Genomic DNA, 14,318 nt, shown 5'->3' on the forward strand with positions numbered 1-14,318 from the left:
CCCCCGTGGTCCGCGCACATGCTATCCCCCGTCCACTGACCACCCAGAGGACGCATCATGTCCAACGAAATCCGCCTCGCTTTCGAGCACCCCTCCGCCCGCGCGGACGCCACCGCCCCCGACGGCCCGCTGGATCGCATCTCGCTGCGCGATCACATCGTCGCGGTCGAGATCGGCGCCTTCCAGGCCGAGCGCGGCGTCACCCAACGGCTGTGTTTCAACGTGGTGGTCGAGGTGCGCCCGATCACCGACCCGCTGGAAGACGACGTGGATCGCATCCTCAGCTACGACCGCGTGACCGAGGCCATCGCCGCCGAACTGGCCGAGGAACGCCTGAACCTGCTGGAAACGCTGGCCGAACGTATCGCCGAGCGCATCCTGTGGGAGCCGCAGGCCGTGCGCACCTTCGTGCGGATCGAAAAGCTCGATCGCGGCCCCGGCGCGCTTGGCGTGGAAATCGTCCGCTCGGTCGACGATCTGGCAACCAAACCCGTGGGCAGCCACCCCGACACCACGCCGCACCCGCATCTGGTGTTCCTGACCAATACCGCGATCCGGTCGCCCAATCTGGGCCGCTGGCTGGACCAGCTGGAAAAACGGGCCGAGCCCGTGATCCTCTGTGTCGGCCTCTCCGATACCCCCGCCCCTCAAACCGGCCACAGGATGACACAGCGCCGGGTGGACCTGCTGGCCATCGAACAGAACGCCTGGGTGCTGGGCGGGCGCGACGACCGCTGTGTCGTGGTCAGCACCCGCACCGAACTGGACTGGGCCATGAAGAACGGCCAGATCAGCGTCTGGGCCCCCTCAAAGATCGTGCTCGATGCCGTCGACGGCCCCTCGACCGGCCCGGATGACCCCGTAGCGCTGGCCGCATGGTTCGCCGGCCACATGGAGGCCTCGGACCTCCTGCTGATCGGCGAAGCCCCGCCAAAGAACGCCCCCGTGCCCGTCCTGATCCAGGACATCGCGCAATCGGGGCTCTGATCGGCCGCGCCGCAGGCTTGACCCGGCGCGCCTGCCGTCAATAAAGGGGCAACCCCTTGCTGAAACGGATCGCATCATGGCCGCCTATTACCGCCCCGTCGCCCGCTTTGATCATGCCCGCCCCGATGCGGCGCTGCCGCTCGCCGGTGGCGCGCTCTGGTTCGATACCGTCGAAGAGATGCACCGCGACGCGCCCTCGCGCCTGATCCCCGCCGCACAAACCCCGTCCGAGGCGCTCGACCGCCTGACCGCGCCGCGCGCCCCGGTGGCCGGGCTCGATATGTCCCGCGCGCAGATCATGGGCATCCTCAACGTCACCCCCGACAGTTTTTCCGACGGCGGTCTGCATTTCGATCCCGGCTCGGCCCTTGCCCACACGCGCGAGATGATCGGCGCGGGGGCCTCCATCATCGACGTGGGCGGCGAATCCACCCGCCCCGGCGCGCAGGAAGTCCCGATTGACGAGGAAATCCGCCGCACCGCCCCGGTGATCGCCGCCATCCGGGGCGAAACCGATGTTCCGATCTCGATCGACACCCGCAAGGCCCCCGTCGCCCGCGCCGCGCACGAGGCCGGCGCAAGCCTGATCAACGATGTTGCGGGCTTCACCTTCGATCCCGATCTGGCCCCCTACGCCGCCGGGGCGGGTCTGCCCGTCTGCGTCATGCACGCCCAGGGCACCCCCGAGATCATGCAGGTCGATCCGCGCTACGACAACGTGTCGCTCGATATCTACGACTACCTGTCCCAGCGGATCGAGGCCCTGGCCGCCCTCGGCATCCGCCGCGATCAGATCGTTGTCGATCCCGGCATCGGCTTTGGCAAGACGCTGGATCACAACCTGACCCTTTTGCAAAATCTCTCGCTCTTCCACGGCCTCGGCTGTCCCGTCCTGCTCGGCGCATCGCGCAAGCGCTTCATCGGCACCCTCGGCGGCGTCGAAGAGGCCCGCCACCGCGCGCCCGGTTCCATCGCGGTGGCCATCGCCGGTGTCGCACAGGGGGTGCAGATGCTGCGCGTCCACGATGTGCGCGAAACCGTCGAAGCGCTGCGCCTGTGGCAGGCCGCGACCCTGGGGAAGGCCGATTAACCGGACCGCCGCGTGCGATCCGGCCACCGGTCATTGCGTCCATCATGTAGACACATCAACATATCCCTGCCGGATTTCGTACAAAACAGCGGTACGCTTTGTACAAAACGTACAAAACTCACACCCGCCGGAACAACCGGCTCAGCGCGCCGTATTGGCTCACCCCGACGCCGCACAGGATCAGCGCCAGCGCCGATATCAGGCTGGGCGGCAACGGTTCCGACAGGATCAATGCGCCCAGCACCACCGACCAGACCGGCACCTGGTAATTGACGAGGCTCATGAAAACCGGCCCCGCCGTGCGGATCACCAACACCCGCAACAGGCTCGCGCCAGCAGTCGGCACCAGTCCAAGAAAAAGCAGCACATACAATGTGTTACGGTCGGTTTTCGGCGGCGATCCTTCGACGGCCCAGGCCGCCGCGATCACGATTACCGCCCCGATCAACAGCGTCACCGCGTTCAATCCGATGGAATCCACATCCGGCAGCAACCGCATCTGCACCGAACTCAGCGCGTAACAACTCGCCGCGCCCAGACAGGCGATCCGCCCGAAACCTTCAAGGGATTCACCTGTCGTTTCAAAGGCTTGCCCCCCGATCAGCACCACCACACCCATGAACCCGATCACGAATCCCGCCACCTTGCGCCGGGTCAACCACTCTCCGGGTACCAGAAAATGCGCCAGGGGCAGCACCACCAGCGCCACTGCCGCCATCGACACACCGGCAAAGCCCGAGGTCACATATTGTTGCCCCCAGCTCAGCAACATGAACGGCACCGCCGACGACAGCGCGCCAATCGCGATAAGGCGTAAAATATCCGCATTTCCAACAGGTTGCGTAAATAACCTGAACCCCCGAAAGGCCCAGATCGCCAGCATCAGTAGCGTCGCGAACCCGATCCGCGCCGAGGCCAGCCAGAACGGCGTGATCCCTCGCAACGCGATTTCCATGACCAGAAACGTACCGCCCCAGATCAACCCGAGAGCGGCCACCATGATCCAGCTTTTTCCCGTAATCTCAGGCATTTGCGCGCGCCTTCTCATCTGGTCAAAGCGAAAAGACCCCAGCCGCTGGCCGGGGTCAATCCAATATCGCTCAGGCTGTGGCGCCGATCAGTTCTTTTCCTGATCCACCAGCTTGCCCGCGCTGATCCACGGCATCATATCGCGCAGTTTCTTGCCCACTTCTTCGATCTGGTGCGCATCGTTCATCCGGCGCGTCCCCTTGAAGAACGGCTGACCAACCGCGTTTTCCTGCATGAAGTCACGCACGAACTTGCCGGTCTGGATATCGTGCAGGATCGCCTTCATCTCTTTCTTGGTCTGCTCATAAGGCAGAACCCGCGGACCGCTGACATACTCGCCATACTCGGCCGTGTTCGAGATCGAGTAGTTCATGTTCGCGATGCCGCCTTCATAGATCAGATCGACGATCAGCTTCACTTCGTGCAGGCACTCAAAGTAAGCCATTTCAGGGGCATAGCCCGCTTCGACCAGCGTCTCAAAGCCCATGCGGATCAGTTCCACCAGACCGCCGCACAGCACCGCCTGCTCGCCGAACAGGTCGGTTTCGCATTCTTCCTGGAAGTTGGTTTCGATGATCCCGGAACGACCGCCACCGATGGCCGAGCAGTAGCTCAGGCCGATTTCCAGCGCCTTGCCCGAGGCGTCGGTGTCAACGGCCACAAGGCAGGGCACGCCGCCGCCCTTGACGTATTCACCGCGCACGGTGTGGCCGGGGCCCTTGGGCGCCATCATGATCACGTCGACGCCTTCTTTCGGCTCGATCAGGCCGAAATGCACGTTCAGACCGTGGGCGAATGCAATCGCCGCGCCCGGCTTGATGTGATCATGCACGTATTTCTTGTAGGTTTCGGCCTGCAATTCGTCGGGCATGGTGAACATCATCACGTCACACCATGCGGCGGCTTCGGAAATCCCTTTGACTTCAAGACCTTCCGCTTCAGCCTTCTTGGCCGAGGCCGAGCCGTCGCGCAGCGCGACACAGAGGTTCTTGGCGCCCGAATCCCGCAGGTTCAGCGCGTGGGCGTGGCCCTGGCTGCCATAGCCCAGAATGGCCACTTTCTTGTCCTTGATCAGGTTGATATCGCAATCGCGATCGTAATAAACGCGCATGTCGCACTCCTTTGCTTACAGATTACCGGCAGATTACGCCGAACCCGGAAAAAGAGCATTCAAAACGCATATATTCCGTGAAACAATCGTGGTATTCATTCTCAAAGTCACTGCTATATAAAAATATCATGCTCGACGATATCGACCGGCGCCTGCTGCGCCACTACCAACACGACGCCAGCCTCGGCCCCGCCGACCTGGCGGACCTCGCCGGATTGACCCCCGCGACCTGCGCACGCCGGCTGGAAAAGCTTCAGGCGCAGGGCGTCATCCGCGCCAATCGCGCAGTCATCGACTGGCGCGCGCTCGGGTATGAGGTGGCGGTGTCCCTTCGCGTCACACTGGACAAGACCCAACCCCGCGCCTTCGACGATTTCATGCAGGCCGCGCGCCAGGTGCCCGATGTGGTGGAAATCCAGACATTCCTGGGCCGTGTCGATGTGCGCCTGTCCATCATTGCGCGCGACATGGCGCATTATCAGCAGGTCTATCGCAGCGCGATCCTGACCCTGCCCCATATCGCCGATATCGAGGCCCTGATGCATGTGGCCCAGATCAAATCCGACGAGGTTCTGCCCCTGTGATCGAACTGGACACGACCGACCGCCTGATCCTGCGCGAACTGGTGCAGGACGCCACCCAAAGCGCCAGCGCATTGGGCCGCAAGCTGAACCTGTCGCAACCCGCCACCTGGCGGCGCATCAAGCGGCTGCGCGACAGCGGCGTGATCAAGGGGCAGCGGCTGGATCTCGACAAGGAAAAGCTGGGCTTTGGCGTGTCGGTCTTTCTGGGCATCAAACTGGCCACCAAGGGGCGTGTCAGCCTCGAGGATTTCGAACGCGCAGTGTCCGCCATCCCCGAAGTGCAGACCGTGGAACATATCCTTGGCCTTTATGATTATCGCCTGCGCATCGTGGCCCGTGACATTTCGGACTTCGAACGTGTCTTGCGGCGCAGGATCATGACCCTGCCGGGCGTGGGCGATGTCGAGGCGAACGTGCTGATGAGCGAAGAACGCCGCCCCGGTCCCATCGGTTAGGCCGACAGGGCAGGAAACGCGCCCGCTCCGGCCCCCTCCCGATCCGGGCTTTGCCATCCCCCGCGCTACAGGCTAGCACTATGGCGAAACCTGCAAGGAGATTCCAAATGACCGCATTGCTCGACACAGTGGACCCTGACGGGCTGCTGGAATTCTCGGTGGTGTTCACCGACCGCTCGCTCAACCACATGAGCCAGAGCTTTCAACAGGTGATGCGCGACATCTCGGGCATGCTCAGGGATGTCTACAAGGCCGATGCGGTCGCCCTTGTGCCCGGTGGCGGCAGCTATGGGATGGAGGCCGTCGCGCGGCAGTTCGGCACGGATGCGCATGCGCTGATCGTTCGCAACGGCTGGTTTTCCTACCGCTGGAGCCAGATTTTCGACGCCGGAAAATTCGCCGCCGACACGACCGTCTGCATGGCCCGCCAGACCGGCAATGGCGCGCAGACCCCTTTCGCCCCGGCCCCGATTGACGAAGTGACCGCGAAAATCCGTGAAACCAGGCCGGATGTCGTGTTCGCCCCGCATGTCGAAACCTCGGCAGGGCTGATCCTGCCCGATGACTATGTCACCGCCCTGGCCGATGCCGCACATGAGGTCGGCGCGCTGCTGGTGCTGGATTGCATCGCCTCGGGCTGCGCATGGATCGACATGAAGGCGACCGGCGTCGATGTGCTGATCTCGGCCCCGCAAAAGGGCTGGTCGGCCTCACCCTCGGCAGGGCTTGTCATGATGTCGAAACGCGCGCTCGAGCGGCTGGAAAACACCAGTTCGAACAGCTTTGCGCTGGACCTGAAGAAATGGCGCGACATCATGGCCGCCTATGAAAACGGCGGTCATGCCTATCACGCCACCATGCCCACGGACGCATTGCGCGCCTTCCGCAACACGATGGTCGAAACCCGCGATTATGGCTTCGACAAGCTGCGGGATGCGCAATGGGAACTGGGAAACAGCGTCCGGGCTGTGCTGGCCGAAAAAGGTGTGAAATCCGTTGCCGCCGAAGGGTTCGGCGCTCCGGGCGTCGTGGTCAGCTACACCGACGATCCCGACATCCAGAACGGCAGCAAATTCGCCGCCGAAGGCATGCAGATCGCAGCGGGCGTGCCGCTGGCCTGTGACGAGCCCGAGGGCTTCCGCACCTTCCGGCTGGGCCTGTTCGGGCTGGACAAGCTCTATGACGTGCCCGGCACGGTCGACCGTCTGAAAACCGTGCTCGACAAGGTTCTCTAGAAGCCAGCACAGCACATCAGGCAGCGGGGCGGTTCAGCCCCGCGCGCCAAGCCCGAGCTGCATCAGCGTCTTGCGCACCGGGGCCAGCGAATAGATCGCGTTCAGCGTCATGGCGCGCGCATCCCGCAAGGGCTGCGCATGCATCATCGACGCACGGTTCAGCAGGTCGATCCCCCGCACCCGCGCAGTCACCTCCCAATGGCGGCGGCGGTGATAGCTTTCCAGCATCGCCAGATCGCCCAGCCGGTCGGGTGCGGCCTCGGCCAGGTCCAGCAGAACGCGCATATCGCCAAGCGACATGTTCAGCCCCTGCGCCCCGATCGGCGGCACCACATGGGCGGCCTCGGCCACAAGGGCCACGCGCTCGGAATACATCTGGTCGGCCTGCTGGCTGATGATCGGCCAGACCGTGCGCCGCGAGGCCAGCGTCAGGGGGCCGAACAACCGGCAGGACCGCTCGTTCATGGCCGCTTCGAACTCGGACACGGGCAGCGCGGCAAGACGTTGCACCTCGGGGCCGCCCTCCATCCAGACAATGGCCGAACTGGGCCGCCCCTCGTAATCGGGCAGCGGCACCAGCGTAAAAGGCCCGCCCGTGCGGTGAATTTCGGTGGACACGTTTTCATGCGGGATCTGATGGGTCACCGCAAAGGCCAGCGCCTTTTGCCCATAACGCATTGTTTTCACGCCAATCCCGGTCGCCTCGCGCACGGGCGAATTGCGCCCGTCGGCGGCAATTACCAACCGGCACCGCAGCTTCGTGCCGTCACTCAGCCCGACACGCGCCTCGGCCTCTCGGGTAAAAAGCGAGGCAAAGCCGGTGCCGGGGCGGAACGCGACCGTGTCGAGGCTTTCCAGATGCGCGACCATCTCGCGCCGCAGCAACCAGTTGGGCAGGTTCCAGCCAAAGGGCCGGTCCGAAATGTCCGAGGCGTCGAATTCCTTGGTCAGGCGCGGTTCGGCCAGTTCGCCGCCCGCATCGACGATGCGCATGATCTGCAAATCGGCCGCATGAGGCGCCAGACGCGCCCATAACCCGGCCCGCTCCAGCAGCGCCTGCGCCGGTTGCAAAAAGGCCGTCGTGCGCAGATCGGCCCCCTTGGCATCGCGGTCCGTCACCGGAGGGGCGGGATCGACGCACAGCACCGAAAACCCGGCGTTCCCGAACACCGCCGCGGCGGTCAGCCCCGCCACGCCGCCGCCTGAAACGACAATATCGAAATCCGGTGCAGTCATGGCCAGGCCCTCCTGCCGTGCAGCATAGGCCGGGCCGCCGGGCTATGCCAGCGGCCGATTTGCCTCAACCCCGCGAAATCCAGATCAGCAGCCCCATCATCACCGGAACCAGTGCAACCGCCGGAACGTAAAGCCCCGGAACGCCCCACATCACGAAACTGCCCGCCCAGGCGGCCAGCAGGACGAAAACGGTCAGCAGGATCGGACCCGCGATGGCGATATCGGGGTCGCGATGGGCCGCGTGGCTGGCCTGTGCGGTTTCACGGGTTGCGGTTTCTGATGCGGTCATGGCGTTTCCTCGAATGCTTGATTGGGTTTGGGGCATAGATATGACAGTGCACCGATCCGCAAAGGCACATTTCGCCGCATGCGACAGATCAGACCAGCCGCGCCAGAAAACCGCTCAGGTCGTCGGTATGATGATGAATGTGATCGAGCGCCTGACGTTCGGGCGCCACATGAACAGTGCGCATTCCCATGGCGTGCGGGGCCGCCAGATTGCGGGGATCGTCCTCGAACATGGCGGCGTCCTGTGGCGTGATCCCGTCGCGGGCGAGAACCGCGTCGAAGGCGGCACGCTCGGGCTTGGGCCGGTATCCCGCATGTTCGAACCCATAGACGGCATCGAACACCCCCGACAGGCCACGCCGCGCAATCACACGTTCCGCATAGGGCCCGCTGCCGTTGGTATAGACGATCCGCCGCCCCGGCAGCGCCGCGATCCGGGTGCGCAACTCTTCGTCCGGCGTCAGGGCGTCAAAGGAAATGTCATGAACCTTTACAAGATAGGGATCGGGGTCGATCCCGTGTTCGCGCATCAGACCGGCCAGTGTCGTGCCGTATTCGCGCCAATAGTGATGACGCAAACGGTTGGCCTCGGTGCGGTCCACATGCAGCGCCTCCATCACGAATTGCGTCATGCGCTGTTCGATCTGGTCGAACAGCCGCACTTGCGGCGGATAGAGCGTGTTGTCCAGATCGAAGACCCAGCTTCGAACATGAGAGAAATCTTGCTTAGGCATGGCATCAATCTAGGCGGCCGTGACAATGGGTGCAATCGCGTTACACTTGATTGCAGCCCCCTTCCCCGCTTAGTGTCGCGCAAATCAACAAATGACAGGGACAGACCGCGCTTATGAAAACGCCCCCGAAAGATGCCTATACGTTGATCCTCGAAGCGATCGACATGGGGCTGTACAAGCCCGGCGACCGCCTTGTCGAAAGCGATCTGGCCGAACGGTTCGGCGTATCGCGCACGCCCATCCGCGAGGCGTTGCAGCGGCTTGAAACGCAATCCCTGCTCACCCGCGACGGGCGCAGCCTGATCGTGGCGTCGCTCGATCACAACCAGTTGGCCGAGCTTTACGTGGTGCGCGCCGAGCTGGAGGGGCTTGCCGCCAACCTTGCCGCCCGCCACGCCACCGACGAAGAGGTGCGCGTGCTGCGCGACATGGTCGAGGACGACCGCGCCCTGCTCAATGATCCGCAGGCCATGGCCCGCGCGAACCGGCGCTTTCACAAGCAAATCCATCTCGCCTCGCACAACCGCTTCCTCGTGCAGCAACTGGACCTCGTGCACCGATCCATGGCGCTGATGGCCACCACCTCGCTGGCGGCGCTCGGTCGCCCCGAGGATGCGCTGAAGGAACACGATGCCATCGTCAGCGCCATCGAGGCGCGCGATTCCACCGCCGCTGGCGAGGCCCTCAGAGCGCATATTTCCAAGGCTTTCGTGACCCGCCTGAAACTGGATTCAGGCGAGGTGAACGCCATCGCCTGACACGGCCCGCCCCGCCGGCGGCGCGGCCTCCGGCAACGAAAGCCCATGCGTGGTCTTGTCCCAGAAGAACGGTTTCAGGATCAGTTCGTAAAGCGCCTTGTAGGCGGCAATCGCGCCAAGCGGAGCGTAGACATGCATCATGGGCACCCATGGCAACAAATGCCGGTGCACCGGATCGCGCACGGCGGCCGCGTGGATCACGATGTTGATCGCCTCGACCATCAGGAACAGGCTGGCGAAACCGACAAGAACCTCCCGCGGCAGGACCGCATCCAGCGGGTGCGCCACCCCGAACAGGATCAGCCAGAAAGACCACAGGAACGGCGCCAGCACGAATTGCGACAGGGCCGTAACGAAATGCGCCTGAAACCCCCAGAATTTCCACGCGCCCAACTGGCGGTACAGTACCGAAGGCCGCCGCATATGCACCAGATAGGTGGTCATGTACCCCTTGAGCCAGCGGGATCGCTGCTTGATCCAGGGCCATAGCCTGCAATTGGCCTCTTCCCCGGTGACGGTGTTCAGCATCTCGGTCCGATAGCCGTGCCGCGCCAGCCGAAACCCCAGATCGGCATCCTCGGTCACGTTATGGGCGTCCCATCCGCCCAGATCCTCAAGCACGTCGCGGCGAAAATACAATGTCGTCCCGCCAAGCGGGATCGCGAACCCCAGTTTCGCCATACCCGGCAGGATCATGCGGAACCATGTGGCGTATTCGATGGTGAAACAGCGCGCCAGCCAGTTCTGACGCGGGTTGTAGTAATCCAGCACCCCCTGCAGGCAGACCAGATCGGGCGGCGCCTGCTGAAAGCGGCGCGCGACTGCGGTGATCTGATCTGGGTCCGGCGCATCCTCGGCGTCGAAAATTCCGATGATATCGCCCCGGCAGAAATCCAGCGCATAGTTCATCGCCCGCGGCTTGGTGCGCGGCTGTCCGTCGGGCACCACAACGGCGCGAATCCACGGCGGCAGGTCGATCTGGGCCAGCGTCTGTCGGGTCAGATCGTCCTCTTCCTCCAGCACCAGCACCACATCGAGCAGGCATTTGGGATAGGTCAGACGCGTCAGGCGGGCGATCAGGTGATGCGCGATCTCGGTCTCGCGAAACAGCGGCACGAGGACCGACACCTTGGGCAAAGGTGCCTTGCGGTCAGGTGCGGGGGGCATGGGCAGTGCATCGTCCCCCGCCGCCATGCGCGCCACGAATGCCGTTGTTTTCATTCCCGCCGACACGATCAGGGTAAATGCGGCCCAGCCCACGAACACTCCGAACACGGCAACCGGGAACGCCAACGACAAGATCGCCAGAACCGCAAGTAAGGTCAGCGTCACTCCAAGCCGCAGGCCAAAGCCCGCGCCCCATGTGCGGCAACTTTCCGCCTCGGGCACGCGGGCCTGCGCCGAGGCGATCAATGCCTCCCGATGGCGACTGGCGACAGCCTCCTGCACCGCGTGCCGCGGCGCCAGCAACAACCGCGCCGACATACCATTTTCGGACAGTTCATTATTCAAAATGCCGGTTTCCGGCGGAGCATCCGTGACAATCGCGGGCCGTCCATCATGGTCCATGACCGGAAGGATCGCATTCTTTATCAGGTTGCGGGGATCAACGCCGCTTTGATAGTCGGGCAGTCGCGTCAGGTCAGCGACAGTGGCGCGCCGCACACCCAACCGCGCCGCATGAGCCGCAAGCAACCGATCCTTGTCGGCCAGACCTTCGGCGCGCAGGATATCGTCCAGTCCGGCATCGCAATGCCTCTGCACGATCCAGGCAAGCGCCAGATCGGAGGACGAGACCACCCCCCGCCGCACCAGATCGGTTCCGGCTGTGTCCCGCGCATCCGCAAGGACATCGCCGCGCGCGCCAAGCTGGCGCAGTTCCGAAATCCCCATACGGCCCTCCTTGCCCATGCCGTGCTCTCGCACAATGGGCCAGAAAGATTAATCACAGGTAAATCAAGTGTTAACAGGATGTTAACGGTCGAAGGTCACGCACCCATCGACGCGGCGAAACGCTCGAACAGGTAGAAACTGTCCTGCGGTCCGGGGCTGGCCTCGGGGTGATGCTGAACCGAAAACACCGGGCGGTCGGTCATGCGAATACCGCAGTTCGAGCCGTCAAACAGCGACACATGCGTTTCCACGACCCCCTCGGGCAAGGTCTGGCTGTCCACCGCGAACCCGTGGTTCATCGACGTGATCTCGACCTTGCCGGTTTCCATGTCCTTGACGGGATGGTTCGCGCCGTGATGGCCGTGGTTCATCTTGACGGTCTTCGCCCCAAGCGCGAGGGCCAGCATCTGGTGGCCAAGGCAAATGCCGAACACCGGCAAACCCTTGTCCAGAACGCCCTTGATCATCGGCACGGCATACGCCCCGGTCGCGGCCGGATCGCCGGGGCCGTTGGACAGGAAAACCCCATCGGGATTCAGCGCAAGAACATCCTCGGCGGTGGCGGTCGCCGGCAGGACCGTCACCTCGCAACCGGCGCTGGCCAGACAGCGCAGGATGTTGCGCTTGGCGCCATAGTCGATCGCGACGACCTTGTGTTTCGCATCCGTCTGGCGGCTGTAGCCCTCGGGCCATGCCCACCGCATTTCGTCCCACCGGTAGGACTGCGCACAGGTGACGCGCCGCGCCAGATCCATGCCTTCCAGCCCGGCGAAGGCACGCGCCTTTTCCACCAGGGCAACGGTGTCGAAATTGCCCTCCGGGTCATGCGCCAGGGCCACATGCGGTGCGCCCTGCTGGCGGATCGCACGGGTCAGGCGGCGGGTATCGACCCCGCCGATGGCGATGCGCCCGCGCTTGGCCAGCCAGTCGGCCAGCGTTTCCGTGGCCCGCCAGTTGCTGGGGTCGGTCGGGTCCCACTTGACGACCATACCCTCGGCCACCGGATCGGCGGTTTCATCGTCCTCGGGATTGACGCCGACATTGCCGATATGCGGGAAGGTAAAGGTGACGACCTGCCCGGCATAGGACGGGTCGGTCATGATTTCCTGATATCCGGTCATCGCCGTGTTGAAACACAACTCGGCCGTGGTTTCCCCCGCCGCGCCAAAGCCTTTACCGTAAAACAACGTCCCGTCGGCAAGGGCCAGGCAGGCGGTCGGGCGGTCTTGGGTCGCATGAGCCATGGGGCGAGTCTCCGGATGTGGGCAAATTGGCGGATATGTAGGAGCCTGCCCCGACAGGGTCAAGTCACAAGATCGCCATGCCTTGCCGCCCCTGCGGCGCAGCAAACACATACGGACGTATGGTTGTCACCGCAGTGCGGGTTCTGTATTGTCGCGAACTTGTGACTCTGAAACGGGATGGACCGGAATGAACTTGCGAGAGCGTGTAAACACGGCCCTCAAACAGGCAATGAAAGACAAGGATGCAGCCCGCCTTGCAACCTTGCGGCTGATCAACGCCGCGATCAAGGATCAGGATATCGCCCGCCGCGGCGGCGATGGCGATCAGGGCGTCGACGACACCGACATCCTCGCGATCCTCGGCAAGATGACCAAGCAGCGTCAGGAAAGCGTCCGCGCCTATGAAGAAGGCGGGCGTCTGGACCTGGCCGAGCGCGAACGTCAGGAAATCGCCGTGATCGGGGAATTCCTGCCCCGTCAGTTGAACGACAAGGAAACCGAAGCCGCCATCGACGCGGCCATTGCCGAAGTCGGGGCCGGTTCGATCCGCGACATGGGCAAGGTCATGGGCCGCCTGAAAGAACAGTATACCGGCCAGATGGATTTCGGGGCGGTCGGCCCCCGGATCAAGGACAAACTCAGCTGATCGCGCGGCACCGCCCCGCCTACTGCGCGGGGTCCGGTGCCGCCGCGGCGCGCAGCGCATCGACAATCTCGCCATAAAGCGCCCTGCGCTCGTCCTCGGACAGGAACGCGCCGATCTCGACCTCGCGTTCGGCCCCGCGCAGGGTGATGTAATGGCCCACCGGTCCGCCCGTGGGGTGCATCTGCGCGCGCGCCCAGTAGCTCAGGCATTCCCATTCCTGACGCACCCCGCCCGGATTGATCCGCACAAGGTGAACCTGCTCGGGGTCGATGGTCAGTTCCTCGGAAATATCGCCGTCGCGATAGGATTTCTCCAACGCCCACCAGATACCGGCCACGGCCAGCAACATGAACGGCAACAGCCCCCACAGAACCACGGTGCCCAACAGCGGATAGAGCGGCACGGTGATCAGGGTGAACGTGCCCAGAATGAACGCGGCAAAGCCCTTGCGGGGCAACGACCGGTGCGGCCAGAGCCTGAGGCGCGAAACACGCGCCCCACTCGTTTCGGAAGACCATTCATAGGGCATGAGCCGCATTCTAGCGTGGCTAGGCCGCGGGAAAAGCCCGCACTCCGCCCGTGCGGCAAAAAACATGGCCGGAAGAGCGGAACGATCAGAATATCGGCGCGGAAGGCCTGTAAGCCGGATTCTGTCCACCCCGGATCGTGATCCGGGGCTGGATGACCATTCCTCTGGATGCCGTGTTGCCACGACACCTCAAGCTGCCAACCCGGATCGCTGGGGCAAGACGTCCCTGCGGGCGGTATCCCGAACCGAGGTCCGGGACCGGCCCCCGCGCGCGATCCCTATTCGGCATTGCTCCCGGTGGGGCTTGCCGTGCCGGACCTGTTACCAGCCCCGCGGTGGGCTCTTACCCCACCGTTTCACCCTTACCGCGCGAAACGCGGCGGTCTGTTTTCTGTGGCGCTTTCCCTCGGGTTTCCCCGGCCGGGCGTTACCCGGCACCGTTGCCTTGTGGAGTCCGGACTTTCCTCGGGGCGAACCCCGCGGCCATCCGGCCTTCCGC

General features: G+C 63.9%; 15 protein-coding genes and 1 other RNA gene. 7 read left to right on the top strand and 9 right to left on the bottom strand.

What is annotated here, in order from left to right; all coding sequences use genetic code 11:
- Positions 1–57 precede the first annotated feature (57 nt).
- Both BUB53_RS03305 and folP read left to right on the top strand, forming a co-directional pair.
- The gene (locus BUB53_RS03305) at positions 58–987 is read left to right on the top strand and encodes a dihydroneopterin aldolase (protein WP_073032672.1); all 930 of its coding nucleotides are present in this window, start codon (positions 58–60) and stop codon (positions 985–987) included.
- Between the two features lie 76 nt (positions 988–1,063).
- Positions 1,064–2,077 (top strand): dihydropteroate synthase, encoded by a 1,014-nt coding sequence (folP, locus tag BUB53_RS03310; RefSeq protein WP_073032674.1) that lies wholly within the window; start codon positions 1,064–1,066, stop codon positions 2,075–2,077.
- A 118-nt stretch (positions 2,078–2,195) separates the two neighbouring features.
- Here the strand turns inward: folP and BUB53_RS03315 are convergent, their stop codons facing one another.
- Positions 2,196–3,107, bottom strand: coding sequence for a DMT family transporter (locus BUB53_RS03315; protein WP_073032676.1), 912 nt, complete (start codon positions 3,105–3,107; stop codon positions 2,196–2,198).
- An 87-nt stretch (positions 3,108–3,194) separates the two neighbouring features.
- Positions 3,195–4,217: a ketol-acid reductoisomerase gene (gene ilvC, locus BUB53_RS03320; protein ID WP_073032678.1), complete on the bottom strand. Its 1,023-nt coding sequence runs from the start codon at positions 4,215–4,217 to the stop codon at positions 3,195–3,197.
- Positions 4,218–4,345: 128 nt separating this feature from the next.
- Here ilvC and BUB53_RS03325 point away from each other — a divergent pair, with 128 nt between their 5' ends.
- The 3 genes from BUB53_RS03325 (at position 4,346) to BUB53_RS03335 (ending at position 6,491) form a co-directional block, all read left to right on the top strand.
- Positions 4,346–4,801: an Lrp/AsnC family transcriptional regulator gene (locus BUB53_RS03325; RefSeq protein ID WP_073032680.1), complete on the top strand. Its 456-nt coding sequence runs from the start codon at positions 4,346–4,348 to the stop codon at positions 4,799–4,801.
- A complete protein-coding gene (locus tag BUB53_RS03330; protein ID WP_073032682.1) occupies positions 4,798–5,256 on the top strand; it encodes an Lrp/AsnC family transcriptional regulator in 459 nt (152 codons plus the stop codon). The genes BUB53_RS03325 and BUB53_RS03330 overlap by 4 nt, the downstream gene beginning before the upstream one ends.
- Before the next feature lie 107 nt (positions 5,257–5,363).
- Positions 5,364–6,491: an aminotransferase class V-fold PLP-dependent enzyme gene (locus BUB53_RS03335; RefSeq protein WP_073032685.1), complete on the top strand. Its 1,128-nt coding sequence runs from the start codon at positions 5,364–5,366 to the stop codon at positions 6,489–6,491.
- A gap of 33 nt (positions 6,492–6,524) precedes the next feature.
- On the opposite strand, the gene BUB53_RS03340 is transcribed toward BUB53_RS03335, so the two are convergent.
- The 3 genes from BUB53_RS03340 to BUB53_RS03350 form a co-directional block, all read right to left on the bottom strand.
- Entirely contained in the window at positions 6,525–7,727 is a 1,203-nt protein-coding gene (locus BUB53_RS03340) for a UbiH/UbiF family hydroxylase (RefSeq protein WP_073032687.1), read from the bottom strand.
- A gap of 64 nt (positions 7,728–7,791) precedes the next feature.
- Entirely contained in the window at positions 7,792–8,016 is a 225-nt protein-coding gene (locus BUB53_RS03345) for a hypothetical protein (protein WP_073032688.1), read from the bottom strand.
- A gap of 88 nt (positions 8,017–8,104) precedes the next feature.
- A complete protein-coding gene (locus BUB53_RS03350) occupies positions 8,105–8,749 on the bottom strand; it encodes a pyrimidine 5'-nucleotidase (RefSeq protein WP_073032689.1) in 645 nt (214 codons plus the stop codon).
- A 113-nt stretch (positions 8,750–8,862) separates the two neighbouring features.
- On the opposite strand from BUB53_RS03350, the gene BUB53_RS03355 reads away from it, so the two are divergent.
- Positions 8,863–9,507 carry a GntR family transcriptional regulator gene (locus BUB53_RS03355; RefSeq protein WP_073032690.1) on the top strand — a complete coding sequence of 215 codons (645 nt, stop codon included), beginning with the start codon at positions 8,863–8,865 and terminating at the stop codon, positions 9,505–9,507.
- Here the strand turns inward: BUB53_RS03355 and BUB53_RS03360 are convergent.
- Together BUB53_RS03360 and carA are read right to left on the bottom strand one after the other, a co-directional pair.
- Positions 9,481–11,418, bottom strand: coding sequence for a glycosyltransferase (locus tag BUB53_RS03360; RefSeq protein WP_234983209.1), 1,938 nt, complete (start codon positions 11,416–11,418; stop codon positions 9,481–9,483). The two genes, BUB53_RS03355 and BUB53_RS03360, sit on opposite strands and share 27 nt — an antisense overlap.
- Before the next feature lie 77 nt (positions 11,419–11,495).
- On the bottom strand, positions 11,496–12,644 hold the full coding sequence (gene carA, locus BUB53_RS03365; protein ID WP_073032691.1) for a glutamine-hydrolyzing carbamoyl-phosphate synthase small subunit: 1,149 nt from the start codon (positions 12,642–12,644) through the stop codon (positions 11,496–11,498).
- Between the two features lie 187 nt (positions 12,645–12,831).
- On the opposite strand from carA, the gene BUB53_RS03370 reads away from it, so the two are divergent.
- Positions 12,832–13,290, top strand: coding sequence for a GatB/YqeY domain-containing protein (locus tag BUB53_RS03370; protein ID WP_073032692.1), 459 nt, complete (start codon positions 12,832–12,834; stop codon positions 13,288–13,290).
- A gap of 19 nt (positions 13,291–13,309) precedes the next feature.
- On the opposite strand, the gene BUB53_RS03375 is transcribed toward BUB53_RS03370, so the two are convergent.
- Positions 13,310–13,819 (bottom strand): DUF2244 domain-containing protein, encoded by a 510-nt coding sequence (locus tag BUB53_RS03375; protein ID WP_073033703.1) that lies wholly within the window; start codon positions 13,817–13,819, stop codon positions 13,310–13,312.
- Between the two features lie 94 nt (positions 13,820–13,913).
- Positions 13,914–14,318, bottom strand: an RNA gene (gene rnpB / locus BUB53_RS03380) — RNase P RNA component class A.

Origin of the sequence: Roseovarius pacificus (assembly GCF_900142665.1) — a bacterium.
Classification (GTDB): domain Bacteria; phylum Pseudomonadota; class Alphaproteobacteria; order Rhodobacterales; family Rhodobacteraceae; genus Roseovarius; species Roseovarius pacificus.